Source organism: Vibrio sp. 070316B, from assembly GCF_013114115.1.
GTDB classification, from domain to species: domain Bacteria; phylum Pseudomonadota; class Gammaproteobacteria; order Enterobacterales; family Vibrionaceae; genus Vibrio; species Vibrio chagasii_B.
On sequence record NZ_VTYC01000027.1, the window covers coordinates 1 to 26,113 of the forward strand.

22 protein-coding genes are annotated in these 26,113 nt (G+C 45.6%); 18 read left to right on the forward strand and 4 right to left on the reverse strand.

The features are described 5' to 3' along the window. Nucleotides 1–158: 158 nt before the first annotated feature. Complete coding sequence (mnmC, locus tag F0251_RS18165) at nt 159–2,309, reverse strand: bifunctional tRNA (5-methylaminomethyl-2-thiouridine)(34)-methyltransferase MnmD/FAD-dependent 5-carboxymethylaminomethyl-2-thiouridine(34) oxidoreductase MnmC (protein ID WP_171731518.1); 2,151 nt, start codon at nt 2,307–2,309, stop codon at nt 159–161. A 56-nt stretch (nt 2,310–2,365) separates the two neighbouring features. Here mnmC and fabB point away from each other — a divergent pair, with 56 nt between their 5' ends. The 10 genes from fabB (at nt 2,366) to purF (ending at nt 17,291) form a co-directional block, all read left to right on the forward strand. Beyond that, a complete protein-coding gene (gene fabB, locus F0251_RS18170; protein ID WP_004737973.1) occupies nt 2,366–3,577 on the forward strand; it encodes a beta-ketoacyl-ACP synthase I in 1,212 nt (403 codons plus the stop codon). A gap of 431 nt (nt 3,578–4,008) precedes the next feature. Next, nucleotides 4,009–5,142: a 4-phosphoerythronate dehydrogenase gene (locus F0251_RS18175; RefSeq protein WP_171731519.1), complete on the forward strand. Its 1,134-nt coding sequence runs from the start codon at nt 4,009–4,011 to the stop codon at nt 5,140–5,142. A 12-nt stretch (nt 5,143–5,154) separates the two neighbouring features. Next, complete coding sequence (locus F0251_RS18180) at nt 5,155–6,168, forward strand: aspartate-semialdehyde dehydrogenase (protein WP_061033729.1); 1,014 nt, start codon at nt 5,155–5,157, stop codon at nt 6,166–6,168. 208 nt (nt 6,169–6,376) lie between these two features. Continuing rightward, nucleotides 6,377–11,272, forward strand: coding sequence for a FimV/HubP family polar landmark protein (locus tag F0251_RS18185; protein WP_171731520.1), 4,896 nt, complete (start codon nt 6,377–6,379; stop codon nt 11,270–11,272). 145 nt (nt 11,273–11,417) lie between these two features. After that, entirely contained in the window at nt 11,418–12,212 is a 795-nt protein-coding gene (gene truA, locus F0251_RS18190) for a tRNA pseudouridine(38-40) synthase TruA (protein ID WP_008220283.1), read from the forward strand. A gap of 175 nt (nt 12,213–12,387) precedes the next feature. Continuing rightward, nucleotides 12,388–13,314, forward strand: a complete 927-nt coding sequence (gene accD / locus F0251_RS18195) for an acetyl-CoA carboxylase, carboxyltransferase subunit beta (protein WP_004740637.1) — start codon at nt 12,388–12,390, stop codon at nt 13,312–13,314. Between the two features lie 42 nt (nt 13,315–13,356). Beyond that, entirely contained in the window at nt 13,357–14,622 is a 1,266-nt protein-coding gene (gene folC, locus F0251_RS18200) for a bifunctional tetrahydrofolate synthase/dihydrofolate synthase (protein WP_171366556.1), read from the forward strand. Beyond that, nucleotides 14,623–15,189 carry an SPOR domain-containing protein gene (locus tag F0251_RS18205; RefSeq protein ID WP_171731521.1) on the forward strand — a complete coding sequence of 189 codons (567 nt, stop codon included), beginning with the start codon at nt 14,623–14,625 and terminating at the stop codon, nt 15,187–15,189. It abuts the gene before it with no gap. A 61-nt stretch (nt 15,190–15,250) separates the two neighbouring features. Continuing rightward, nucleotides 15,251–15,742, forward strand: a complete 492-nt coding sequence (locus F0251_RS18210) for a CvpA family protein (RefSeq protein ID WP_004740640.1) — start codon at nt 15,251–15,253, stop codon at nt 15,740–15,742. A 34-nt stretch (nt 15,743–15,776) separates the two neighbouring features. Beyond that, nucleotides 15,777–17,291, forward strand: coding sequence for an amidophosphoribosyltransferase (gene purF, locus F0251_RS18215; protein WP_008220291.1), 1,515 nt, complete (start codon nt 15,777–15,779; stop codon nt 17,289–17,291). 75 nt (nt 17,292–17,366) lie between these two features. On the opposite strand, the gene F0251_RS18220 is transcribed toward purF, so the two are convergent. Further along, nucleotides 17,367–18,242, reverse strand: a complete 876-nt coding sequence (locus tag F0251_RS18220; RefSeq protein ID WP_061033732.1) for a LysR family transcriptional regulator — start codon at nt 18,240–18,242, stop codon at nt 17,367–17,369. 228 nt (nt 18,243–18,470) lie between these two features. On the opposite strand from F0251_RS18220, the gene F0251_RS18225 reads away from it, so the two are divergent. The 7 genes from F0251_RS18225 (at nt 18,471) to recR (ending at nt 24,403) form a co-directional block, all read left to right on the forward strand. Next, a complete protein-coding gene (locus F0251_RS18225) occupies nt 18,471–19,574 on the forward strand; it encodes a response regulator (RefSeq protein WP_137407834.1) in 1,104 nt (367 codons plus the stop codon). 149 nt (nt 19,575–19,723) lie between these two features. Next, a complete protein-coding gene (locus F0251_RS18230; protein WP_004740644.1) occupies nt 19,724–19,861 on the forward strand; it encodes a hypothetical protein in 138 nt (45 codons plus the stop codon). 74 nt (nt 19,862–19,935) lie between these two features. Further along, nucleotides 19,936–20,307 carry a YbaN family protein gene (locus F0251_RS18235; RefSeq protein ID WP_032498517.1) on the forward strand — a complete coding sequence of 124 codons (372 nt, stop codon included), beginning with the start codon at nt 19,936–19,938 and terminating at the stop codon, nt 20,305–20,307. A 161-nt stretch (nt 20,308–20,468) separates the two neighbouring features. Then, nucleotides 20,469–21,014 (forward strand): adenine phosphoribosyltransferase, encoded by a 546-nt coding sequence (apt, locus tag F0251_RS18240; protein ID WP_171731522.1) that lies wholly within the window; start codon nt 20,469–20,471, stop codon nt 21,012–21,014. A gap of 18 nt (nt 21,015–21,032) precedes the next feature. Beyond that, a complete protein-coding gene (dnaX, locus tag F0251_RS18245; RefSeq protein WP_171731523.1) occupies nt 21,033–23,249 on the forward strand; it encodes a DNA polymerase III subunit gamma/tau in 2,217 nt (738 codons plus the stop codon). A 152-nt stretch (nt 23,250–23,401) separates the two neighbouring features. After that, nucleotides 23,402–23,731: a YbaB/EbfC family nucleoid-associated protein gene (locus F0251_RS18250; protein WP_004740648.1), complete on the forward strand. Its 330-nt coding sequence runs from the start codon at nt 23,402–23,404 to the stop codon at nt 23,729–23,731. A gap of 72 nt (nt 23,732–23,803) precedes the next feature. Then, nucleotides 23,804–24,403: a recombination mediator RecR gene (gene recR / locus F0251_RS18255; protein WP_004740649.1), complete on the forward strand. Its 600-nt coding sequence runs from the start codon at nt 23,804–23,806 to the stop codon at nt 24,401–24,403. Nucleotides 24,404–24,483: 80 nt separating this feature from the next. On the opposite strand, the gene aqpZ is transcribed toward recR, so the two are convergent. Both aqpZ and F0251_RS18265 read right to left on the reverse strand, forming a co-directional pair. Next, on the reverse strand, nt 24,484–25,173 hold the full coding sequence (aqpZ, locus tag F0251_RS18260) for an aquaporin Z (protein ID WP_102425116.1): 690 nt from the start codon (nt 25,171–25,173) through the stop codon (nt 24,484–24,486). A gap of 93 nt (nt 25,174–25,266) precedes the next feature. After that, nucleotides 25,267–25,515, reverse strand: a complete 249-nt coding sequence (locus F0251_RS18265; RefSeq protein WP_105057441.1) for a YkgJ family cysteine cluster protein — start codon at nt 25,513–25,515, stop codon at nt 25,267–25,269. A 159-nt stretch (nt 25,516–25,674) separates the two neighbouring features. On the opposite strand from F0251_RS18265, the gene F0251_RS18270 reads away from it, so the two are divergent. Beyond that, nucleotides 25,675–26,112 (forward strand): YcgN family cysteine cluster protein, encoded by a 438-nt coding sequence (locus tag F0251_RS18270; protein ID WP_061033738.1) that lies wholly within the window; start codon nt 25,675–25,677, stop codon nt 26,110–26,112. The last annotated feature ends 1 nt before the right edge of the window (nt 26,113 follow it).

Consider the following 26,113-nt stretch of genomic DNA (forward strand, 5'->3'; position numbering starts at 1 on the left):
GCCATCTAAATATTGCTTAGCAATGATACATTTTAGCTCTCGGCTATATTTGGACATAAAAAGACCCCCAATAATTGGTGTCCAACTATTGGGGGTCAGTTCACACTCGGGCTTTTTCATTACAGATATTCAGAGTTACTGAACGAACAATACATCAGCTATTGATTGGCGTTCGCCTGTTTATCTGCAACCCATCCAGCCGTTAGCGCCTTGCCTTTACGCAGCCTACGCACCCACATTCTGCTAGGGTGGATGGCTTCCAGCACATCAGCTGGTAGAGGTAGTGGATCGCCACAGATTTGTGATGCTAACACTTCTGCAAGTAATGGAGCTGAGCTTAACCCTCGTGAGCCTAAACCGATAAAACAGAATAGGTTAGGGAAGCTTGTCACCGTTTGAACATCATCTACCGAGTCACGTTGTGGGTTAAAGTTATGCAGATTCTGATATTGCTCTTTAATGGCTTCAAAGTCGCCAACGTTACCGACAAACGGAAGGTGATCGCGGCTTACGCTACGAATGCCTTGGCGCGCTAGGTTGCCACTGGTATCGACCTCTTTTGTCCACTCTTGGTCTGGCAGTGATCCGTGCAGGCGCTCACCATTGTGCTGTTGAACCTCAATGTCAAACTCTTGGTCGATGTTGGTTTTGTCGTAGTTTGCGCCAATGCAATGGTGCCCATTGTTTGGGTTTTGTGGTGTTAAGTAACCATCAAAGCACAACACGGTTTTGAGTTTGTTGAGGTTTTCCGTGGTCGGAATGTGGCTCACTTGACCTTTAACTGGAGTCAGAGGCACAGGTTGAGTCTGCTCAAACTGAGTGAACTTGTGGCCGTTCGCAACAACTACTTGGTCATGTTTAGTTTGAATCTCACCTCGTGGTGTCTCAATAGTGAGTTGCCATTGTTGTTCAGCTTCGAGCCACTCTAACTGAGTCACTTGGTGTTGATAGTGTGTACTTACTTTATTGGTTTCTTCTAATTGACCAATAAGGCGTTGAGTAAGCTGAAGTGGGCTTAACCACCCACCCAGAGGAAAGTAGACACTCTCTTTATCAACTGGCAAACCGACCTTTTCATTTGCTTGCTCTGGTGATAAACGCTGAATCAGATCGGTGTGGAAATTACCTTCCAACATGCGATTGAGCTTCTTAGTCGAGCCTTCATCCCACATCAAAATGTTCACACCACACCAGTTATGATCAAATTCAATAGACTTTGCCGCTTGATTGATGAACTGACGTGCAAACAACAATCCAGGGCCGAATATACGCGAAACGTTTGAGGTCGCCTCACTTAATAGCGGGTAAATTGCACCTTGGTTATTACCAGAGGCGTTACCAGCAGCTTGTGGATGTTCACAATAAAGGGTGATGTTCTTGCCGCGGCGGCTTAGCGTTTTGGCTAATGCAGCACTGGCAACACCACCACCGATGATCGCGATGTCTTGTGAGTCGCTGTGCTCTGATAAGCCATACCAAGGTTTGATATTGGTATGGGCATGTTTTTCGCCAAGTCGGCCTGCAATCATTTCGCGCTTAGTACCAAAGCCTTTGACCTTCTTCATCTCAAAGCCAGCTTCAATTAACCCACGACGCACGAAACCGGCCGCGGTAAAAGTCGCACAGCTACAATCTTGTTTGGCTAGCTTTGCCATGCCATTGAATAGGTTTTGGTTCCACATCTCTGGGTTTTTGCTTGGGGCGAATCCATCTAGGAACCATGCATCCACCAAACCTTTCTTTGGCGTAGGCACGCTTGGCATACAGTCTTTGATATCACCGAACCATAAATCCAATGTGATTGTGCCATCGCCCAATACAATGCGGTGACATTCAGGCAGAGCGATAGGGTAATGTTCTTGGAGTTGCGTCGCATACTCGGCTAATTCAGGCCACGCTTGGTGCGCTTTGATGAGATCCTCTTTGTTTAAAGGATATTTCTCAAAACTGATGAAATGTAACTCTTTGGTAATAGCTTGAGGGTTATCTTTAAGGAAAGCATCGAACCATTGCCAAACCGCAAGAAAGTTGAGGCCTGTACCAAAGCCAGTTTCAGCGATCACAAAACGGCGCTGATCATGTTCAAGCCAACGCTCTGGAAGGTGGTTTTGCTTTAAAAAAACGTAACGAGTCTCTTCCAAACCATTCACGTTGGAGAAGTAAACGTCGTCAAATTGGTCTGAAACTGGCGTGCCAGACTCATTCCATTCCAGCTCAGCATTAGTAATTGAAGTCATAAAATCTATCATTTTGTGATTTGAAGCGATATGTTGGTAGGGATTGTACGAATTTCTAGGAAAGCTGACCACTTTTGTTGGGCTTCTTAGTTATCATCTAGCTGAATTTAGAATTATAGGAATGTCACATGAAACGAGTCGTAATCACCGGTATGGGTATTGTTTCAAGTATCGGTAACAACGTCGAAGAAGTTTTAGCATCACTGAAAGAGGGTAAATCTGGTATTACCGCTTCAGAGCAGTTCAAGGAAAACGGCTTACGCTCTCAAGTTTGGGGTAACCTTAAAATGAACCCTGCTGACCATATTGACCGCAAAAAGATGCGCTTTATGGGTGATGCAGCGGCATTCGCTTATCTTTCAATGGAGCAAGCAATTGCAGACGCTGGCCTAACAGAAGAGCAAGTATCTAATGACCGCACCGGTATCGTTGCGGGTTCTGGTGGTGCTTCTTCTCTTAACCAAGTAAACGCAGTAGACATCATCCGTGAGAAAGGCGTTAAGCGTGTTGGTCCATACATGGTTCCACGTACAATGGCTTCAACGGTTTCTGCTTGTCTAGCAACTCCTTTCAAAATCCGTGGTGTGAACTACTCTATGAGTTCTGCATGTGCAACATCGGCACACTGTATTGGTCACGCAATGGAGCTTATCCAACTAGGTAAGCAAGACGTAGTATTCGCTGGTGGCGGTGAAGAACTAGATTGGTCTCTGACTATGATGTTCGACGCAATGGGCGCACTTTCTACTAAGTACAACGACACTCCTGAGCTGGCTTCTCGTACTTACGATGCAGACCGTGATGGTTTCGTTATCTCTGGTGGCGGCGGCATGCTAGTAATCGAAGAGCTTGAGCACGCAGTTGCTCGTGGCGCGAAAATCTACGGTGAGATCGTAGGCTACGGCGCAACTTCAGATGGCTACGACATGGTTGCTCCTTCTGGTGAAGGCGCGGTTCGTTGTATGAAGATGGCAATGCAAAACGTTGATGGCGTTGACTACGTGAACACTCACGGTACTTCAACTCCAGTTGGTGACGTGAAAGAGCTAGGTGCTATCCAAGAAGTATTTGGTGGCAACAGCCCAGCAATCTCAGCAACTAAAGCGATGACAGGTCATGCTCTAGGTGCAGCTGGCGTACACGAAGCGATTTACTCAACGCTAATGCTAGACAACGGCTTCATCGCTCCAAGCATTAACGTTTCTAACCTAGACGAAGCAGCTGCTGGCCTAGACATTGTAACTGAAGCTCGTGAGCAAGAGCTAACAACAGTTATGTCTAACAGCTTTGGTTTCGGCGGTACAAACGCAACGCTAGTAATCAAAAAATACCAAGCTTAATTAGGCTTGAGTTAGATAGACAAAGGTTAATTGTTAACGGGTGACGCGAGTGCAGTTTCAACACGCACAGGTAACCCATTAACCATGACCCACAGAACAAAGCTTTCTAAACATAGGTTTAGAAATGGAAAGGTTTCCAGAGCTTGATCAGTAGTGGCTTTGGTCAGTACTGGTCGAACAGACGCAGACTCTGTCTCCTGGAGAGCGAGATAGGATCCTTTTGTTCTGGATGTTTGCCCGATTGTTAATTCAATCGGGCATTTTTCGTTTTAGGCTTGAGTAGTAAAAGCTGCGTAGGGCAATCAATCCTTATCTCAACAAGCCTTTATTCATAACGTATTCCATTTGCTACTCGACACCGTGTGTGGAATTTTGCACAATCATTTCAATTCACATTAAGGTCGATAGACCCCAACAAAAGTACTCGCCAAATGAAAATCTTAATCGACGAAAACATGCCTTATGCAGAAGCGCTTTTTAGCCAGCTAGGTGAAGTGACAATGAAGTCTGGTCGCACATTAACTGCGGACGATCTGGTTGACGTAGACGCACTGATGATTCGCTCTGTCACCAAGGTGAACGAAGAATTAATCAGCAAAGCCAATAAACTGAAGTTTGTCGGTACCGCGACGGCAGGTATGGATCACGTCGACCAAGAATTGATGAAAGAGCGTGGCATTTTCTTTACCGCGGCACCGGGCTGTAACAAGGTAGGTGTGGCTGAATACGCGTTCAGTGCAATGATGGTTCTTGCGCAGCAACAAGGCTTCTCTGTATTTGATAAAACAGTCGGTATTATTGGTTGTGGTCAAGTGGGCAGCTACTTAGCAAAATGCCTTGAAGGTATTGGTATTAAAGTTCTACTGAACGACCCTCTAAAACAGCAAGAGGGTGACACTCGTGAGTTTACAGAACTAGAAACGCTGCTTAAGCAATCTGACGTTATCACGCTGCATACGCCAATCACTAAAACGGGTGAATTCCCAACGCATCACTTAATCAATGAGCAAGTGCTAAATAACTTGCGTGCGGATCAAATCCTGATAAATGCGGCTCGCGGCCCTGTCGTGGATAACCAAGCGCTAAAAGCTCGTCTGCAAAAAGCTGATGGCTTCACGGCCGTCCTTGATGTATTTGAGTTTGAACCTGAAGTCGACATGGAGCTGCTTCCTTTACTCGCTTTTGCAACACCTCACGTAGCGGGCTACGGTCTAGAGGGCAAAGCACGCGGTACGACGATGATCTTTAACAGCTATTGTGAGTTCTTAGGCAGTGAACAACGCGCTTACGCGAGCGATCTATTGCCGACAGCGCCTGTGCCTCAAATGAAATTAGATAGAGCTTGGGACGAAGCAACACTGCACAATTTGACTCAGTTGATCTATGATGTGCGCAAAGACGATGCCTTATTCCGTCGCAATATCGCTACGCCAGGTTCTTTTGACAAGATGCGTAAAGAATATTGGGACCGCAGAGAGTACAGTGCAGTCGAGTTAACAGGTGATGATTCTTGTAATCTAGCACCGTTAGCTAAACTCGGTTTTATGGTAAAGCCAACTTTATAAAAGAGAGAAACAATGAGCCAAGAATTTAATATTGCTATTTTAGGTGCGACTGGTGCGGTTGGTGAAACCATTCTTGAAGTACTTAAAGAGCGTAAATTCCCTATCGGTGAACTGCACTTACTAGCAAGTGAACGTAGTGAAGGTAAAACTTACCGCTTTAATGGTAAGACGATACAAGTGCAGAACGTTGCAGACTTCGATTGGTCTCAAGTTCATATCGCATTTTTCTCTGCTGGTGGCGACCTTTCTGAACAATGGGCTCCAGTTGCTGCGGATGAAGGTGTGGTCGTTATCGATAACACATCTAAGTTCCGCTACGAATACGATGTTCCACTGGTTGTGCCTGAAGTGAACCCAGAAGCAATTGCTGAGTTCCGCAACCGCAATATCATTGCGAACCCAAACTGTTCAACGATTCAAATGCTGGTTGCGCTTAAGCCAATTCACGATGAAGTCGGCCTAGAACGTATCAACGTATCTACTTACCAATCGGTTTCTGGTGCAGGTAAAACGGGTATCGATGAGCTTGCTGGTCAAACCGCTAAGCTTCTCAACGGCATGCCAGCTGAAAACTCAGCATTCCCACAGCAGATCGCGTTCAACTGTATCCCTCAAATTGATGAGTTCACGGAAAACGGCTACACGCGTGAAGAGATGAAGATGGTTTGGGAAACACAAAAGATCTTTAACGACTCTTCAATCACGGTGAACCCAACGTGTGTTCGTGTACCTGTGTTCTACGGTCATGCAGAATCTTTACACGTAGAAACTCGCTCACCAATCGGTGCAGACCAAGTGGTTCAACTACTAGAAAACACAGAAGGTGTTGAAGTTTTCCATGGTATGGAATTCCCAACACAAGTACGTGACGCTGGCGGTAAAGACCATGTAATGGTGGGTCGTATTCGTAACGACATCAGCCATCACAGCGGCATCAACATGTGGGTTGTTGCGGATAACGTTCGTAAGGGCGCTGCAACAAACGCAGTACAAATCGCTGAAGTTCTGATTCGCGATTACTTCTAAGCTTCACCGCTTTGATAAACAAGCCTCACTCTTTAGTGGGGCTTTTTTAATCGATTAAAAATATTGTTAGTCAAATTGTGTGAAATTGCTGCGAATATTGTCGCTGCAACACATTTTTTGTTTTCATCTCTATAGTTTTACGTCATTTATCCGATATATTTAATAGATCATCACTTTATCCGAATTTAAGCACCTAGCTGAGCCTTTTATGTTTCAAATTTTCAAGCAGTGGTTAATACCTTTTGCCGTTATCATTGCGACTCAGATTTCCGTTGTTCGTGCAGATTCCATTCGAGTTGTAGGGCCTAATGGTCAGATACAATCAGCGCCTACGTTTTCAGAACCTCTTCAAAGAGCTCAATCGAATAGCGCAGAGCCTTCTCGTTTCTATGGCCCGACTCGTGGCAATGAAACGCTATGGTCTATCGCGTCAAGATTGCGTCCAGATAACTCTGTCTCCGTCCAACAAACCTTGTTGGCAATTTACCGACTGAACCCACAAGCGTTTGAAAACCAGAATATCCATAGCTTGCTGCCAGCTAGTCATTTACGTGTCCCTTCTTTAGAGCAAGCTCGTGCAAGCTCTACGCAGCAAGCCATCAACATCATGAACTCGCACTTGGCCAAGCTGGATGATCCGGCCGCTAAGCCTGCAGTCAAACCAAAAGCAGCTCAAACCTCCAATCAATCGAATGCAGGTTCGAAAAGTTCGGTTGCTACTAAACCAGCCCCTGCTGCTGAAACAGTACAAAAATCAGTGGCTGCTACTTCTCCTGTTAAAGACATGAACAAACTCGAGAAGCAGTTAGAGTTATCTGAAACAGAGCTGTTGTCACTGGAAGAGAAGAATCACCAACTTAGATTAATGCTATCGGATGTGCAGTCCGAGGTGGATGTTCTTAAGACAGAACTAAGTGACGAAGACCGTATTCGCAGTGAAGTTGAAAAGTTACTTGCTGAAGAGCGTAGAAAGAACGCTGAAATCGAAAAAATGGCGCCAAGTGCGATTGACCAGTTGCTGTCTAATGGTTGGCTAGTGGCTGCACTTGCGATCATTCCAGGCCTTTTACTTGGTCTTATCATTGTGATCTTGCTAGGGCGCCGTTCTAAAAATGAAGAGCAGCAACAACCAACGCAAGACCAGCCTATTCAGCCAGAGCCAAGCAGCGCTGCTCCAATGATGTTGGGCGATGAGATCGATGACCTAGACAATGAGTTGTCTCTCGATGATGAGCTGTTTGGTACGGAAGATGACGCAAATAAGCTGTTTGATGATCAAGCACTGGCTGATGAAGACGATGTGTTTGCGGGTCTAGATGAGTCAGACCTTGATTTCAACCTTGATGGTGAAGACGATGACCCGTTTGCCAGCATTGGTGAGAACGGCGATTTAGACACTAACTTCGATGATCTAGATTTAGACAGCAGCAACGGCATCAGTGTTAATGGTGAAGAGAAAGCGCTTGGCCTAGAAGAGATGGAACGTGCGCTTGATAAGACGGCAGAAAGTGCACTTGATTCTGATGATGGTGACTTTGACCTGTCGGACGACAACTCAATGTCTGCTGATGACATTGAAGCTCTGCTATCTCAAGAGTCTCAGACAGAAGACCTAGGCTCCAACGAACTGGACCAATCGATGCTTGATGATCTGTTCGCGTTGGATGACGAAGACGACGACAGCTTCGACATTGACGCACTGATCTCAGAAGAGCAAAGTGATTCGACGCCGAGTACAGAGACGTCTGCAAGCGATGATTTTGATATCGATGCACTTATTTCTGAGCAACAAACCTCTCAACTAGAGCCAACAAGTGTTGAAGATGATATTGATGACATCTTTGCGCAAGTGGCTGCCCAGAATGAACAGAACGATCCTTTCAACCTAGATAGCGACGATGACAGTGCCAAAGATCTAAACAGCGGTTTGGCGTCTGACGACGATATCGAAAACATCTTAGCTCAGTTTGACCAGCCAGTAGAAAGCGAAGAGGAGCAGGAGAGTGTTGACCTGCTTGACGAGCAATTAGCTGGTGATGATGTTGATTTAAGTAACTCGACAGACTTACTTGATGAGATGTTAGAGAGCGACTCTGATGAAGATTCTGAAGGGGAACCTCTAGGTTTTGATGCTCTGTCTGAGTTGGAAGAACTGTCAGGCTTATCGACCGACGATGAACTTAACATTTCTGAAGACAGCACTGACATGTTGGATGAGTTGCTAAGTGATTCTGATGATGACTTCGAACTCGATGCAGAGAGCACTGACCTACTTGATGATTTCCTTGACGATGACGTTGATGATGCCAAGTTCACACTTGAAAGTGATGAAACCTTGGACGAATTGTTGGGTAGTGAGCTATCTGACGATGAGAATGGTGAACAAGCGACAGAGTCTCTTGACCCGTTCGACGAGCTACTGACGAGCGGTATTGAAGATGAGATTGAACCCGAAGTTCAAGCCTTTGATAAAGAGCTAGAAGCTGCATTTGATTTTGACAAGCAGAGTGATGAAGTCAGTAGCCTTGCTGACGCTGATGTTGAATCATTACTTGCAGAGCCTTCTACTGCCCCAGAGTTTTTGGAATCTCCAGAAGCAGAGTTGGAGCAACCGGCAAGTACTGAACAAGCCCCGAGTTTGGAAGACATCGAACTTAACGATGAGCTAGCAAGTACAGAAGCGATAGAAAATAGCACAGAGCCTGAGCTTAAGGATGAAGCTGCCGCATTTAATCGTGATGACTTTATTGATGATATGTTTGGTGTCGCGCCTGCAACGGATGCTTTGTTGGATGACGCATTGGAAACCACCGATGAAGCGCTTATCGATGAGCTAATGACGCCAGAACTTGACCAAGTGGTTGAAGAAGCTTCTGAACAACAAGCTCAATCTGACGTGATTGAACCCGCGGTCGGAGATACAAAACCAGAGGTCGAAAGCGATGAGTTAGATATCGACTCGTTACTCTCTGAAAATACCAGTGTTGATGAATTTGAGCAGGAACATCCTGAGCTAGAGCCTTCACCGGAACTGGGTAGCTCAGAAGAAATCGCAACCAGCTTTGAGAGTGAAGCTACGTCTCCTGCGTCATTGGGTGACATTTCTGACGATGATGAAGATACAGTTGAAGACTGGCTAGCTGAAGCGATCAACGATGTAGAATCACCATCGAACATTGACTCTGATTTTGATTTTGAACCTAAGATTCAAGGTAGCGAAGAGTTTGATAATGTTGTTGAATCCTTGCCAGAGCCAGAGCCAGAGCCAGAGCCAGAGCCAGAGCCAGAGCCAGAGCCAGAGCCAGAGCCAGAGCCAGAGCCAGTTCGTGCTGCGAATATGCCAGAGATCATTCCAAATGAATTCGGTGTACCACAAGACGACGATTGGCTGATTGACGAAGACACCTTTGAAGCAGTGGCTGAAACTGCTGAAGAACCAACGCCAGAGTCTCAACCTGAAACGGCCCTGCAGCCAGAGCCAGTAGAGCAACAGAGCGAAGATGAATTCTCGTTTGATGACTTCGAGCTTCCAGAGTTTGGTGAAGAAGATGCACTAGCTGAAGCCGAGACAGAGGCTATCGTTGAAGCGCAAGCTGAGCCACAACCTGAAGCAGCAACACAGCCAGAAGCCGCGGAGCAACAGAGCGAAGACGAGTTCTCGTTTGATGATTTTGAGCTTCCAGAATTTAATGAAGAAGACGCGTTGGCGGAAGCTGAGGCTGAAACTACCACTGAACTGCAAGCTGAGCCTCAACCTGAAGTAGCCTCACAGCCAGAAGTTGTAGAACAACAGAGCGAAGACGAGTTCTCGTTCGATGACTTCGAGCTTCCAGAATTTAATCAAGAAGACGCGTTAGCGGAAGCTGAGGCAGAAGTTAGCACAGAAGCACAAGCTGAGCCGCAACCTGAAACAGCACCACAACCAGAAGCTACAGAGCAACCAAGTGAAGACGAATTCTCGTTTGACGACTTTGAGCTACCAGAGTTTGGTGAGGAAGACGCACTTGCAGAGGCTGTTAGTGAACCTGATGAAGCTCAGTTAGAGCAGGATTTATCGGATGGCAGTGAGAAGTTTGAGTTCGATGATCTTGACCTTCCAGAATACGATGAAGAAAGCGCTAAAGCGGACTCTGTTTTAGACGATATTGAGCAGAGCAGTGCTGAGCCTGTGGCAGAAGAGCAAGGGGTACAGTTTGACGAGTTCGATTTGCCTGAATACGGTGAAGATGAAGCGATCTCTGATGCGTTTGCAGAAAAGCCTACGCCATTAACTGCCTTTAGTCCGCAGGGAGAAGAGCAAGACGCACTGCATGACCTGTTCTCGAACCCACAAAGTTTTGCTGGTGCGGATGATTTCTCGGGTGTCAATGAAGCAGATTTAGCTGGATTCCCAGAAGCGAACGAATCAACAAGCGCACCTTTAGCACCTAGCACTGAGGTGAATGAAGTTGAAGACGAGCCGTTAGAAGGCTTCGATAACTTTGATGAAACTAATTTGGCTGAATTGCTTTCAGAAGATGTTCAAGACACAGTCGACAACATGTTCGAGAAGCCATTAGATGCGACATCGATTGATAGCGCTGGGTTAGATATTGATGCAATGCTTGAAGTGGGCGGTGAAGATTGGAAAGGTTTTAATCTTGCACCAGAACAGCAATCGAGCATGCAAGATGGTGTGCCGGATGATCAACAAGAGATCTGGGCGTCTGCAGAACAGCAAGCTGAACCTAAGATCAAAGAAGAGAACTGGGCGCAGCAAGATAACCTGACCGAATCATCGAATAGTCGTGATAAGCAATACATGACCATCGATGAGTTGATGGCTCAAGTTGAGCAAGAAGGTGAAGATGCTATTAACCCAGACGAAGAAGAGCTGAAGCTGGATGTTGGTCTTAACGAATTCCCTGATGTGATTGGCGATATAGGAAACTATGATGTTGATAGTAACGCTGAAGCCGCTGGTAAGCTTGATCTCGCCAAAATCTACATTGAGATGAGTGACTCTCAAGGCGCGATTAAGCTTCTAGAAGAAGCGATAGTCGACGGAAGCGACGATATTCGTCGCGAAGCTAAGAATCTTATCGATACGTTAAACGGCCGATAAATTGAGCGAGATATAAAGGGTAGCATTGGCTACCCTTTATTTTTGGCGGGTCGTGCTTTTAATATTGTAGATTTAGTCCCATCCTATTTGGGATAGCACTCATTTCCGTATATACTTCTCGCCCATTTTCAAAGAGAACAAGAACATGAAAATTGCTTTAGGTATTGAATATAACGGTACCCACTACTTTGGTTGGCAACGCCAACGAGACGTGAAAAGTGTCCAAGAAGAATTGGAAAAGGCTCTTTCGGTTGTCGCAAATCACCCAGTAGAAGTTCAATGTGCAGGACGAACGGATGCCGGTGTTCACGGTACGGGACAAGTCGTTCACTTTGAAACCAATGTCGACCGCAAAATGGTGGCATGGACAATGGGTGCAAACGCCAACATGCCTAAAGACATCGCTGTTCGTTGGGCAACAGAAGTGAATGAAGATTTTCATGCTCGCTTCTCTGCAACGGCACGTCGCTACCGCTATATCATTTTCAATCATGCACTGCGTCCTGGAATCTTAAATTCAGGCGTGAGCCATTATCATGGTCACCTTGACGAGAAAAAGATGCATGAGGCAGGTCAGTACTTGCTGGGTGAAAATGATTTTACGTCGTTTAGAGCAACGCACTGCCAGTCTCATAGCCCGTGGCGAAATATGATTCACTTGAACGTGACTCGTCATGGCCATTACATCGTGATTGATATTAAGGCGAATGCGTTTGTGCACCATATGGTGAGAAACATTACGGGTAGCCTAATTGCCGTTGGTAAAGGTGAGCAGAAGCCAGAGTGGATCAAGTGGTTACTTGAAGCGAAAGACCGTAAGTTGGCTGGAGCAACTGCTAAAGCCGAAGGTCTCTATTTAGTTGATGTGGATTATCCAGAAGAATTCGGTCTTCCAAGAGAGCCAATTGGTCCTCTGTTTCTTCCAGATAATTTGAACTAAATGTGGGACTTAGGTTCAAAAAATATTGCGAAATCGTGCGTAAAATAGCTCAAGAAAATAGGTACAACCAGTTTTTTATCTACACTTGCTGTTTTATGTGCTTTAATCTCCTCGCATAATTCCCAAATTTATTTCTTTCGCAATCAAGCGGAAGAATCGAAACAAAAGGTCTTCCATGAGTTGGCTTGAAAAGATTTTAGAAAAAAGCAACATCGTAACATCTCGTAAAGCGTCTATCCCTGAGGGTGTTTGGACTAAATGTACTTCTTGTGAGCAGGTGCTTTACCATGCTGAGCTAGAGCGTAACCTAGAAGTATGTCCAAAATGTGACCATCACATGCGCATGAAAGCACGTCGCCGCCTAGAAACATTCCTAGACAAAGGTGAGCGTGTTGAACTTGGTACTGATCTTGAGCCGCAAGACAAACTGAAGTTCAAAGACTCTAAGCGTTATAAAGAGCGTATCTCTGCTGCTCAAAAGAACAGTGGTGAAACTGACGCACTTGTAGCAATGAAAGGTGAACTACTAGGTCTACCAATCGTAGCGTGTGCGTTTGAATTCTCATTCATGGGCGGTTCAATGGGCTCTGTAGTAGGTGCTCGTTTTGTTCGTGCTGTAGATGCTGCTATTGAAAACAACTGTGGTTTAGTTTGTTTCTCTGCAAGTGGTGGTGCGCGTATGCAAGAGGCATTAATGTCTCTAATGCAAATGGCAAAAACCAGTGCTGCACTTGAGCGTCTATCTGCGAAAGGCCTGCCGTTTATTTCAGTAATGACTGACCCAACAATGGGCGGTGTTTCTGCAAGTTTGGCCATGCTTGGCGATATCAATATCGGTGAGCCAAAAGCACTGATCGGTTTTGCTGGTCGTCGTGTAATCGAGCAAACAGTACGTGAAGACCTACCTGAAGGTTTCCAACGTAGTGAGTTCCTACTAGACCACGGTGCTATCGATATGATCGTTGACCGTCGTGAAATGCGTCAGCGCGTAGCTAGCCTAGTTGCAAAAATGACCAATCAGCCTTCACCATTAGTAGTTTCTGTGAACGATTCACCGAATGAAGCTGCTTATGAAGTACCAGAAGCGCCAGAAAAAGGGTAAAGTACCTTCTAACAAACCAACTTTATTATGGTTATGAGTTAGATGAGTCAACAACCTATTCCTCAAGCCACATCCTCTTTGGAGATGTGGCTTGATTATTTATCAAACATCCACACCAGTGCTATTGATCTTGGACTAGACCGAGTTCAGGCCGTCGCCTCTAAGGCAAATCTTACCAAACCTGCTAAACACGTCATTACCGTTGCCGGAACCAACGGCAAAGGCTCAACGTGCGCACTGATGGAAGCCATTCTATTAGATGCGGGATACTCTGTTGGTGTCTACAGCTCTCCTCACTTAATTCGCTACAACGAACGCGTTCGTATCAATGGTCAAGATCTATCTGATGAAAAGATGGTTCAGTCTTTTGACTTTATTGAGAAAGAACGTGGTGAAATCAGCCTGAGCTTCTTCGAATACGGTACTTTGGCTGCGTTGCGCGCTTTTCAAACGGAAGCGGTCGACGTTGTATTGTTAGAAGTTGGCCTCGGCGGGCGCTTAGACGCTACTAATATCGTTGATCACGATGTGTCTGTCATTACGAGCTTGGCGGTTGACCATGTTGATTGGCTTGGCGATGACATCAATGTGATTGGTTTTGAGAAGGCGGGAATCTATCGTAGCGGTAAGCCGGCTATCTGTGGTCAACCTAAGCCTCCAGCGACGGTTGCTGCGCACGCCGATGATATCAAAGCCGAGTTTTATCAGGTCGGTATTCAATATACCTATGCCGTTGATGGCGATACTTGGAACTGGCATAGCGGTGCATTCCAACTGGAGTCGCTTCCTATCCCAACATTGCCACTCCCGAACGCGGCAACGGCATTGATGGCACTGGGCACATCAGAGTTAGATATTAGCGATGTGAACGTGGTTAATGGTTTGAAGAACGCTCAGCTTCCTGGGCGCATGCAACAAATTAGTGACCAGCCTGTGATTGTGCTCGATGTGGCTCATAACCCACATTCAGCAGAATACTTTGCACAGCAAGTTACTAAAAAATATGCGGGCAAGAACTTGCACGTTGTAGTCGCTATGCTTCATGACAAAGACATTCCAGCAACATTAGAAGTGTTAGCACCAATTGCAACACACTGGTACCCAGCTTCTCTACAAGGGCCACGTGCAGCAACGGCAGCTGAACTTTGTCAGAGCCTTCCTCAAGGTGTTGAGCAGCATACAAACCCGGTTGCGGCGTTTGAGGCGGCGTTAGCATCAGCGAAAGGTGAAGACGATGTCGTGTTGGTGGTCGGTTCTTTCCATACAGTAGGGGAAGTGCTGGAGCATTGGCAGAAAAAAGGAAACTAGATGGCAAGTAAATTTCAGAGCCGCTTAGTCGGCACCATCATTTTAGTGGCCATTGGCGTGATTGTATTGCCAGATGTGCTTGATGGTAAAAAACTTCACTACAAAGAAGAGTTTGCGAGCATTCCTATTAAGCCCGAGCTTGATAGCAATGTGGAAGTGTTTGAGGTTCTTGACCCAGTGGAAGATCAGATTGCACTGCCGGATTCTCCAGTCGAGCGAGTGGCCGAAAGCGGTGGGTCATCAGAAACCCAAACGGCATCGGCTTCTGAAAAAGAAGCAGATAAAGTGGCGGTTGTGGTTAAGCCAGTACCTGAAAAAAATGAGTACCAAGACAGCGCTTGGATCATTCAATTGATGGCTTTGAAGAATGCTGACAACGCGAAAAGCGTGGTTAAGGATTTGCAAAAGCGTGGTTATCAGGCTCACACCAAGCAAGAAAAAACTTTTACGCGAGTAATTATTGGCCCAGATGTATCTAAATCCAAACTTGAGCGACAAATTAAGGAATTAGAAAAAATTACGGGTTCAAAAGGCCAATTGCTCAAATTTAAACCGTTAAATCCATAAGAAAACGTTTGCGTCAGCATTTTTTCTGTTAAAATGCGCGCCAACTTAAGATGAAGAATTCATGAATTGGTTAGATTTTGTCATTTTAGGCGTGATCGGCTTCTCTGCCGTGATCAGTTTAGTTCGTGGTTTCGCTAAAGAAGCGTTGTCACTCGTTATTTGGTTTGGAGCATTTTTTATTGCTAGCCAGTACTACGCAAAATTAGCGGTGTACTTCACCAATATCGAAGATGAGATGTTTCGAAACGGAACTGCGATAGCAGCATTGTTTGTTGCAACGTTAGTTGTCGGTGCTTTAGTTAACTATGTTATCGGGCAGCTAGTTCAGAAAACAGGCCTGTCAGGTACAGACAGAATCCTCGGTGTCGTCTTTGGTGGCTTACGTGGTGTTTTGATTGTTTCTGCAGTGTTGTTTTTCATGGATGCGTTTACTGCATTCCCAAGTTCTGAGTGGTGGAAGAATTCGCAGTTGGTTCCGGAATTTAGTCGAATCATTGCGCCGTTCTTCGAGCATTTACAAGCAACATCTAGTTTCTTATCTGGCGCGCTATAGCGCCAGTTAATGTCGAAAAATCGAGGATTAGGACATGTGTGGTATTGTTGGAATCGTGGGTTCAACACCTGTAAACCAGTCTATTTATGACGCTTTAACGGTATTGCAGCATCGTGGCCAAGATGCCGCTGGTATTTGTACCATAGAAAGCAATCGTTTCCGTCTGCGTAAGGCGAACGGTTTAGTAAAAGATGTTTTTGAAGCAAAACACATGCAACGCCTCCAAGGTAACGTTGGTATTGGCCATGTTCGTTACCCGACTGCAGGTAGCTCAAGCGCGTCGGAAGCTCAGCCTTTCTACGTAAACTCGCCTTTTGGCATCACGTTGGCTCACAACGGTAACCTAACGAACGCAAATGAAGTTCGCGAAAAGTTATTTGAAAAAGACCGTCGTCATGTGAACACTACTTCGGATTCAGAAGTGCTATTGAACGTATTGGCTCATGAGATCGATACGGTTAAAGGTAACGTGACTTCAGATGATGTTTTCCGCGCTGTATCAAACGTACACCGCACAATTCGTGGTGCTTACGCAGTAACAGCTATGATCATCGGCCACGGTATGATCGCATTCCGCGACCCACACGGTATTCGTCCACTGTGTCTAGGTAAGCGTGAAGTCGAAGGTAAAACAGAGTACATGGTAGCGTCTGAGTCGGTAGCACTGGATGCTGTTGGTTTTGATTTCATGCGCGATGTGGCACCTGGTGAAGCTATCTATGCAACATTCGATGGCGAGCTTTTCACTAAGCAATGCGCAGACAACCCACAACTAAACCCATGTATCTTTGAGTTTGTATACTTTGCACGCCCTGATTCATTCATCGATAAAATCTCTGTGTACAGCGCACGTGTTGAGATGGGTGAATTACTCGGTAAGCGTATTAAAGAAGAGTATTCAGACTTAGACATTGATGTGGTTATCCCAATTCCAGAAACCTCTAACGACATTGCACTGCGTATCGCTCAAGCTATCGACAAGCCATACCGTCAAGGTTTCGTGAAAAACCGTTACGTTGGTCGTACGTTTATCATGCCTGGACAGCAGCAGCGTAAGAAGTCGGTTCGCCGTAAACTCAACGCAATTCGCTCTGAGTTTAAGGATAAGAACGTTCTATTGGTTGATGACTCTATTGTACGCGGTACCACTTCAGAGCAGATCATTGAGATGGCCCGTGACTCTGGCGCAAACAAAGTGTTCATGGTGTCAGCGGCTCCTGAGGTTCGCTTCCCTAACGTTTACGGTATCGATATGCCGAGCGCGACTGAGCTAATTGCTCATGGTCGTGACAATGAAACGATCTGTAAGCAGATTGGCGCAGACGCTCTGATCTTCCAAACGCTACCAGACTTGATTTCTGCGGTAGGCATGGGCAACCAAGACATCGCGCGTTTCGATACTTCTGTGTTTAATGGCGAGTATGTAACGGGTGATATCGACCAAGCGTACCTAGATTTCCTAGACTCTCTACGTAATGACGATTCTAAGATTCAGCGTGAGATCCAACAAGATCTAGCGAACCTAGAGTTACACAACGAAGGCGCTTAGTTTTCGTTAGTGGCAAGAATATAAAAAACCAGAGCATCGGCTCTGGTTTTTTTGTTTTTGAAGTAGGGGATTAACCTAGTGAATGTGGTAAGCGATCACAAAATCAATAAACAATCTAACTTTCTCAGGTAGATGGTCTTTGTGGTTATAAAGCATGTAGATGTCACGCGGGTTAGCGCTCCAGTCTTCCAGTACTTGTACTAGGCTACCGTCTTCAATGTATTCGCGAATCATCACGTCTGGCATCAGTGTGATACCTAGACCTTCAGAACAAGCTTGTCTCACCACATTAAGTGCGTTTGCGTTGAAGCGGCCTTTTTCACTGTTAACTACTGTCTCATCATTCGAGTTACTTAGCTGCCACTTAATCAGTGGGTAGCCTTTAAGCAATGAATGGTTCGCCAGTTCTTCAGCATGGCTCGGTGCAGGGTTCTTCGCTAAGTAATCAGGGCTCGCTATAAGAATATCTTTTACTTCACTGATTTTTCGAGCGATGAGGCTTGAATCACGTTGCGGACCTACTCTGAAAATCACGTCCCACTCTGTAGGGTCGAGTTGATCAGCTTGGTTGTTCATCATCAACTCAATATTGATATCTGGGTATTGAGTCATGAAGTCGCTGAACATTGGCATCATCATGCGCTTAGTCAGGTTGGAAGGCGCTGTAATGCGGATCTTACCGGAAGCACCTTTACAAACATCCGTCAGTTCTTCAGCAGTTGAAGAGAGACGTTGCAGCAGTGGAGAGCATTCATTAAAGAAACGTTCGCCAGCCTCTGTTAAAGAGAGTTTACGCGCGTGTCTATTGAGAAGTCTCAGGTTTAGCGAGTCTTCTAGAGCTTGGATGCGTCGTGTGATGGTCGCAACCGGAATCATAGTCTTGCGCGATGTTGCGGTGTAGCTCCCATTTTCAACGACGAGTCGAAAGAGGTTTAAATCATCTAATTTCATAAATCCAGACACATTTGTTTACAATCTCATCTAATTTATACGTAACATTGAGATCAATGTTTGCGTCATGTCAACTTGTTGCACTATTTACAAGTATTCCAAGCCTTGTCACGAATTACCAGTAAAGAGTGAACATTTGTGTATTTAGCATTTTATTACTAAGTTTTATATTAGTTCTTAGAACAGATAACAATAATAATTCGACTTAGTTTTGTGAGGTTAGAAATTATGTACAAAACTCACAGTCAGCCAGTAATGACCTCGGCACAGGAAGTGATGAACCAGAAATGCGTAATGTTGGTTGATGATGATCCTATTTTTCGCCGTATAACCGGCGCTTACCTTGAAAAGGTTGGTTATAAAGTGGTTGAGGCTGAAAACGGACTGGACGCTTTGCAGAAGCTCAGAGATGCAGCGCCAGATTTAATTGTGTGTGACTTATCAATGCCGATCCTGGACGGTATCGAGCTTGTAGAAGAGCTCAGTTTAGAGTACCCATCACTGCCTATGATTGTGGTGTCTGCGACAGATGACATGTCTGATGTAGCGAAAGCACTACGATTTGGTATTAAAGACTTTTTAGCTAAGCCATTAGAGGACCACGGTCATCTAAGCAGTGCGATTGCCAACACATTAACAGATTCGTTCGACAACCTTTCAGATCAACGAGATTTCTCAAGCCAGTGGTTTTGTGTGGATGATGGAGGAGAGATCCCGGAAGACCAAGAGTTACATTGGCACCTGAATTACTTGCAGGACAACCCAAGCGCAGCAAGAGATTTGTTGCACGCGTTGTTACCAGACAAAGACACAAGACAAGGCTCATGGCGTTGCAGCTACCGTTTGTTGCAATCAACGGAAATGATGCCGCTTGTATTTGATTATGCATGGACGATGAATGGGCAGTTTGCTTTCTACCTTGTCGATTCAGCGTCTTCTGAAAATGGTGGCTCTGCGACTACCTTGTTAGTGAGAGCTTTGTTCCACGATTACTTAAGAAACAGAAAAGATTTTAGTGCTGACCTCAAAGATATCGCTGAAATTTTGGAGAAAGGGATTCGCTGCTCGGCGTGTTCAACACCTGTCAACGCGCTGTTTGGAGTTGCTAACCTCGCTGAGGGCACCATCTCAATTTTGCCTGCGGGTTTGGATGGGCGTTGGTCGAATGGTGAAATGAATCAACATATTGCAGCAGGTGAACGCTTAGGCGATAACTGTAAAAAGAACTTTATCACCAGAGACTTGCCAATAGAGCAGGGCTGTCAGTTGTCGTTGAGCCTGCTTGGAGCGGCAAGTTTCAGCTTGGATATCCATCAAGGGACAACCGATTAACCCTATATTCCCTCGGTTTTTGTGAATAATTGATTAAGGTATAGTTGCGCAAATGGTGTGGCTATGCCTTTTTTGTTAAATGTCTATTTAGCAAAGCGGGTTTGGTTCGCCACTGGACTTACCTTTACTAACAAAAACAAGAAGCAATCATGGCAGATAATCAAGACTTTAAAGACCCGTTTAATGTATTCTACTTTTTAGGCTTTCTAGCCGCATTTTTAATGATTCCATTACTACCAGCAACACTAACGTTGATCCGTGTATTTAATGGCTACGCAACATTTTAGTTAAGCTGTCGTCGCCAAATGGTGATAGCTAACTCAAGGAGGCCACAATTAGCGTTCGAGTTTTAAGCCTGAATATTGCTGGTGGCCTTTGTATCTTTCTCGCAGTTCTAGGGATTGTATTACCCGTTCTGCCAACCACTCCCTTCCTTCTTCTTGCTAGTGCATGTTTCATGCGAAGCAATCCAAAAGTTCACAAATGGATGCATGAGCATAAAACGCTCGGTCCTCTGTTAGAAAACTGGTACCAACACGGCGCTGTCACCAAGCAAGTTAAAACGCGTGGCGTATTCTTTATCTTGTTGAGTTTTGCGTTATCTATCTACTTTGCTCCACTCATTTGGGTCAAGGCTTTCCTAATTTGTGTACTTGTTATTCTTCTCACATGGTTTATGCGACTTCCAACCCATGAGTTGGTTGCTGACAGCAAAGAAAATCACTACCATTAAGCCAGTGTGCCTGCTTGTATAGCGGGCGTTTATTATTTCAGCAATTAGAGTTATGACTCTCGTTGCAATGAATACCAATCGTACCTTTCCTTAATTTCAAGCGTTGATGTTTGATTCGTTAACCAGAGTTTGGAAAGCGGCCTAATGAAGTGCATAAGATTATGAACACAGAAAAAATCTCTCTGATCAAAGCAAGCATCAAAAGCATTCCTGATTACCCTAAAGCGGGTATTTTGTTCCGTGACGTAACAAGCTTGATGGAAGACCCAGCAGCTTACAAAGCGACTATCGAGTTGTTAGCGGAAACATACAAGGACATGGGCTTTACTAAGATCGTTGGTACTGAAGCTCGTGGTTTCCTATTCGGTGCGCCTTTAGCATTAGAGCTAGGTGTTGGCTTCATTCCTGTGCGTAAGCCGGGCAAACTGCCTCGTGAAACTGTGGGACAATCTTATGAGCTTGAGTACGGCACAGATACACTAGAAATTCATACTGATGCTATCGTTGAAGGCGATAAAGTGCTGATGGTTGATGACCTACTAGCAACTGGCGGTACGATTGAAGCGACAACAAAGTTGATTCGTCAGCTTGGTGGTGTGGTAGAGCACGCTGCATTTGTAATTAATCTTCCAGAAATCGGTGGTGACAAGCGCTTAGAAGGCTTAGGTCTAGAAGTGTTTAGCATCTGCGAATTCGACGGCCACTAATCCTTTTCGGAATTATTCATGAGCTATCTTGCGTTAGCGCGAAAATGGCGACCAACCAAATTCAAAGAAGTGGTTGGTCAAGCCCATGTTTTAACAGCATTAGAGAATGCCCTTAGCCAAAATAGGTTGCACCATGCGTACCTATTTAGCGGAACTCGCGGTGTCGGTAAAACGACCATCGGCCGCTTGTTTGCTAAGGGACTTAACTGTGAAACCGGCATTACTTCAACCCCTTGTGGTGAATGTGCAACTTGTAAAGAGATCGATGAAGGTCGCTTTGTTGATCTACTAGAGATCGATGCGGCATCACGTACTAAGGTAGAAGATACCCGCGAGCTTCTGGACAATGTTCAGTACAAGCCAGCGCGTGGTCGCTTTAAGGTTTACCTTATCGATGAAGTACACATGCTTTCTAGGCACAGTTTCAACGCGCTTCTAAAGACGTTAGAAGAGCCGCCTGAGTATGTGAAATTCTTGCTCGCAACGACCGATCCACAAAAACTGCCAGTGACTATCTTGTCGCGTTGTTTGCAGTTCCATCTTAAGCCGATCAGCGTTGATAATATTCACGAGCAGCTTGACCATATTCTTGAACAAGAGAAGGTAACGTCTGAGTCTCGTGCCCTTGGAATGATTGCTCATGCCGCCGACGGTAGTATGCGTGATGCCTTGAGCCTGACGGACCAAGCTATCGCATTAGGCAACGGCAATGTCGTGACTGATACGGTTGCGCACATGCTTGGCACATTAGATACCGATCAAGCGATCCATCTACTTGAGGCTATTAGCAGTAAGCAGCCACAAGAAGCGATGGCTTGTATCCAAAACTTGGCTGAGAATGGCGTAGAGTGGGATGGTTTGCTGAATCAACTTGCTGCGCAACTTCATCGTCTCGCCATGTATCAAGCGTTGCCGTCTACCTTAGACAAAGCGCAGCCTGACGCAGAGAAGCTTGAACTGCTGAGTAAAGCGTTAAGCCCTCAAGATATTCAGCTTTATTACCAGATAGTGCTAAAAGGTCGTGAAGACTTACCGTTATCGCCAACCGCACGTGTTGGTATTGAGATGGTGGTTTTACGCATGTTGGCATTTAGGCCTGCAGAGCAAAGCGTAGCAACGGCTATCTCTACTCAGTCGACAAGCCCTGTTGCTGCGCCGGTTCAGAGTCAAGCTCAGCCGGTTAGTCAACCAGCGCCAACGGCCGCTCCGAGACAGCCGCAGATGCAGCAGCAACCTGCACAACAAGCTCCGCAGCAAAGTCCGGCTCAGTATCCGAATTCACAAGGCTACCCTGAGCATTCTGGTCATCAAGGTTATCCAGAGCAGGATTACCCGCAAAGCCAGTATGATGCGCCGCCAGCTTATGACGAACGTCCTAGCTACGGTTCAGAGCAGTCGATGAGTCCTATGGCTCAACAAGCACAGCCTCAGCAGCAAGTGAGCTATCAGAATCAAGCTCCGGCTCAGCCACAAAACGTTGCACCGTCTGCTCCAGAAGGGCAGCCTGCTCGTCCGGCATCACCTGTCAGTGGTTTGCGCCACCAATTGCGCTCTCAGCGTAGAGGTAGTGCAGCACAGGATGGCAAAGGTTCAGCGCCAAAAAAGGCTAAAGCGACACCTGCTAAAACTTCAGTTCTTGACCGAGTTGCTCAGCAACACGGTGGTTCTGAGCGGGTGTCGCCAGCTTCTTTACCGACCTCTCCGACAGAAAATGTTACCAATGATAATGAACCTTATCGCTGGAAACCGTCTAAACCTGTTGTAAAAGAGGCGAGCAAAGAGCTTACACCTACTCAGATCAAGCGAGCGTTAGAGCACGTCAAAACGCCAGAAATGGTTGAAAAACTGCTGAATGAGTCGATTGCTCAAGATGAGTGGTCTGCCACGATTCAAAAGCTAGAGACAGCTAAGCTTGTTGAACAGTTAGCGTTGAACTCTGTATTTACTAAAAACGATACATCGATAACGTTAACCTTGAGATCGAGCCAGGCTCACTTGAATACGGACCGAGCGCAGAGTGAACTGTTACAGTCTCTGAATACGGTACTCGGGGAAGAGTGTCATCTAAGTGTTGAAATCGGTGATGGTGGTGAAACACCACTAGAATTACGAGAAAGGCTGTACCAAGGTAAGTTGAAAGACGCGTTTACCAGTTTGGAAAACGATGCCAACGTACAGTTTATCGAAAGACGCTTCGCTGCAGAGCTCGACAGAGATAGTGTTCGTCCTATCTAACGTTAATTTTGATTTAGTGATGGGCGTATCATCTTAGATACGCCGATCGAAGAACTGAACACCGAGGGGTTGAATCACACTGCTTTAACCCCCATTTAAGCGCTTATAGCTTAATAAATTTTAATAAACCAATTAGACCAGAGAGTATTAACATGTTTGGTAAAGGCGGTATGGGCAACATGATGAAGCAAGCCCAGCAAATGCAAGAGCGCATGCAAAAGCTTCAAGAAGAAATCGCAAATATGGAAGTAACAGGTGAATCTGGTGCTGGCCTTGTAAAAGTAACAATCACTGGTAGCCACAGCGTTCGCCGTGTTGATATCGATGAAAGCCTAATGGAAGACGATAAAGAGATGCTTGAAGATCTTATCGCTGCTGCTTTCAACGATGCGGCTCGTCGTGTTGAAGAAACTCAAAAAGAAAAAATGGCTAGCATCACTGGCGGAATGCAACTTCCACCAGGCATGAAGATGCCTTTCTAAGCGACTTATTTCTAAGGGTTTGTTCTTGTCTTACTTGAGCGGACCGTTATTTGAAAATTAGAACGGTTAAATATGCGTACCAGTCATATGCTGGAGCATTTGATGGAGGCCTTACGTTGTCTACCTGGGGTTGGCCCCAAGTCGGCGCAGCGTATGGCCTTTCATTTGTTACAGCGCGATAGAAAAGGCGGCCTTCAGTTGGCTGATGCTCTTAGCCAAGCAATGACTGAAATCGGTCACTGCAATGAGTGCCGTACTTTTACTGAAGAAGATACCTGCCACATTTGTACCAATCCTAAACGTCAGGAAAATGGTCAAATCTGTGTAGTAGAAAGCCCAGCTGATATTGCAGCTATCGAAGCAACTGGCCAATACTCTGGTCGTTACTTTGTGCTTATGGGGCACCTTTCACCACTCGATGGTATTGGTCCAAGTGACATCGGCCTCGATGTTTTGGACTACCGCCTACGCCGTGGTGATATCTCTGAAGTTATCCTAGCGACTAACCCTACTGTTGAAGGGGAAGCGACAGCACATTACATTGCCGAGCTTTGTAATGCCCATGAAGTGAACGCGAGCCGAATCGCTCATGGTGTTCCCGTTGGTGGTGAGCTAGAGCTGGTGGATGGCACCACGCTTTCGCACTCCTTACTCGGTCGTCATAAGATCTAAAAAAGCCGCTTGGTGAATCATCACTAAGCGGCTTTTTCTTTTATCACTTAAAGCTTCTTTTATCCAAGTCTTCTCTGTGCTTAATCCGATCCTCGAACGGCTTTGTATATCACCGCACCGATCACCGCACCAATAATTGGAGCAACCCAGAATAGCCATAGTTGAGAAACGGCCCAGTCACCAACAAATACCGCTACACCCGTACTTCGAGCTGGGTTCACAGAGGTATTGGTTACAGGAATACTGATAAGGTGAATTAGGGTTAAACAGAGACCAATCGCGATGGGTGCAAATCCCGCGGGTGCTTTAGAGTCGGTCGCGCCCATGATCACGAATAGGAACACCATGGTCATCACAACCTCACAAACCAGTGCTGCGGTTAGTGAGTAACCACCGGGAGAGTGCTCTCCAAAGCCATTAGACGCAAAACCTGATGAAACAGCATCAAAGCCAGCTTGGCCGGAGGCAATCACAAATAATACGCCGCCGGCAATAATACCGCCGAGTACTTGAGCAATGATGTAAGGGACAACATCTTTGGCATCAAAACGGCCACCAGTCCAAAGGCCAATAGTGACAGCTGGGTTGAGGTGGCAACCGGATATATGCCCAATAGCGAAAGCCATGGTGAGTACGGTTAAACCAAAGGCAAGAGAGACCCCAAGCAGGCCAATACCTACATCGGGAAAAGCAGCGGCTAAGACGGCACTACCACAACCACCTAACACCAACCAAAACGTACCAAACATTTCTGCGATATACCTATTCATAACGATCCTTATTAATCTGTACCAGTATCAACAAGATAGTTTAGATTTATCAAAGTTGTGAAATCTTGGGCATATATAAAAAGAAAAATTTTGCTAGGTTATTGCTTCGAGCTCAATAAGGTTATCGAGTGCTTCTTGATCGGTTTTACCACAAACGACAGGGCAAGCCTTGAACTGATGACACACTTTAGGACGTGAGTCTTGACCAAACAGCTTACAGAGATTCTGTTCGTTTAATTGAATGCAGCGCACACCCGCAGGTTTACCATTCGGCATTCCAGGAATAGCAGATGTAATACTCGGAGCGATACAGCATGCTCCACAACCTAGGCGACATTCCATCAAATTAAACTCACTAAATAACAGGGTGCGCGATATTAGCAAAAAACAATCGCAGTGACAGCTATTGATTGGATCAAAGAATGAACAATTATTATCCTTGAACTTTTTATGGGCTAGCGGTATAACACGCACCCCAGTAAAAGAGTAAGAAGTAATCCTATGACGAATCCATTTTGGCAAGAAAAAACACTAGAGCAGATGTCCGAGCAAGAGTGGGAATCTCTGTGCGATGGTTGTGGTAAGTGTTGCCTACATAAGCTTATGGATGAAGATAGCGATGAAGTTTACTACACCAATGTCGCGTGTAGCTGGCTTAATGACAAAACGTGTTCTTGTAAGGACTACCCAAACCGTTTCACTTCAGGTGAAGAGTGTTTGAAGCTAACTCGTGACAAGATCGACGAGTTTCATTGGCTGCCAGATACGTGTGCTTATCGTCTTCTATCCGAATCTAAGCCGCTTCCAGAGTGGCACCCATTAATTACAGGCTCTAAGTCTGAGATGCATGCTGCGGGTGAAAGCGTCCGCAACAAAGTCGTGTACGAAATTGATGTTGTGGATTGGGAAGACCACATCTTGAACCACCCAAATCGTTAAT

Coding starts and splice junctions, on each gene's coding strand:
- fabB (WP_004737973.1), top strand. CDS start 2,366: ATGAAACGAGTCGTAATCACCGGTATGGGTATTGTTTCAAGTATCGGT.
- F0251_RS18175 (WP_171731519.1), top strand. CDS start 4,009: ATGAAAATCTTAATCGACGAAAACATGCCTTATGCAGAAGCGCTTTTT.
- F0251_RS18180 (WP_061033729.1), top strand. CDS start 5,155: ATGAGCCAAGAATTTAATATTGCTATTTTAGGTGCGACTGGTGCGGTT.
- F0251_RS18185 (WP_171731520.1), top strand. CDS start 6,377: ATGTTTCAAATTTTCAAGCAGTGGTTAATACCTTTTGCCGTTATCATT.
- truA (WP_008220283.1), top strand. CDS start 11,418: ATGAAAATTGCTTTAGGTATTGAATATAACGGTACCCACTACTTTGGT.
- accD (WP_004740637.1), top strand. CDS start 12,388: ATGAGTTGGCTTGAAAAGATTTTAGAAAAAAGCAACATCGTAACATCT.
- folC (WP_171366556.1), top strand. CDS start 13,357: ATGAGTCAACAACCTATTCCTCAAGCCACATCCTCTTTGGAGATGTGG.
- F0251_RS18205 (WP_171731521.1), top strand. CDS start 14,623: ATGGCAAGTAAATTTCAGAGCCGCTTAGTCGGCACCATCATTTTAGTG.
- F0251_RS18210 (WP_004740640.1), top strand. CDS start 15,251: ATGAATTGGTTAGATTTTGTCATTTTAGGCGTGATCGGCTTCTCTGCC.
- purF (WP_008220291.1), top strand. CDS start 15,777: ATGTGTGGTATTGTTGGAATCGTGGGTTCAACACCTGTAAACCAGTCT.
- F0251_RS18220 (WP_061033732.1), bottom strand. CDS start 18,242: ATGAAATTAGATGATTTAAACCTCTTTCGACTCGTCGTTGAAAATGGG.
- F0251_RS18225 (WP_137407834.1), top strand. CDS start 18,471: ATGTACAAAACTCACAGTCAGCCAGTAATGACCTCGGCACAGGAAGTG.
- F0251_RS18230 (WP_004740644.1), top strand. CDS start 19,724: ATGGCAGATAATCAAGACTTTAAAGACCCGTTTAATGTATTCTACTTT.
- apt (WP_171731522.1), top strand. CDS start 20,469: ATGAACACAGAAAAAATCTCTCTGATCAAAGCAAGCATCAAAAGCATT.
- dnaX (WP_171731523.1), top strand. CDS start 21,033: ATGAGCTATCTTGCGTTAGCGCGAAAATGGCGACCAACCAAATTCAAA.
- F0251_RS18250 (WP_004740648.1), top strand. CDS start 23,402: ATGTTTGGTAAAGGCGGTATGGGCAACATGATGAAGCAAGCCCAGCAA.
- recR (WP_004740649.1), top strand. CDS start 23,804: ATGCGTACCAGTCATATGCTGGAGCATTTGATGGAGGCCTTACGTTGT.
- aqpZ (WP_102425116.1), bottom strand. CDS start 25,173: ATGAATAGGTATATCGCAGAAATGTTTGGTACGTTTTGGTTGGTGTTA.
- F0251_RS18265 (WP_105057441.1), bottom strand. CDS start 25,515: ATGGAATGTCGCCTAGGTTGTGGAGCATGCTGTATCGCTCCGAGTATT.
- F0251_RS18270 (WP_061033738.1), top strand. CDS start 25,675: ATGACGAATCCATTTTGGCAAGAAAAAACACTAGAGCAGATGTCCGAG.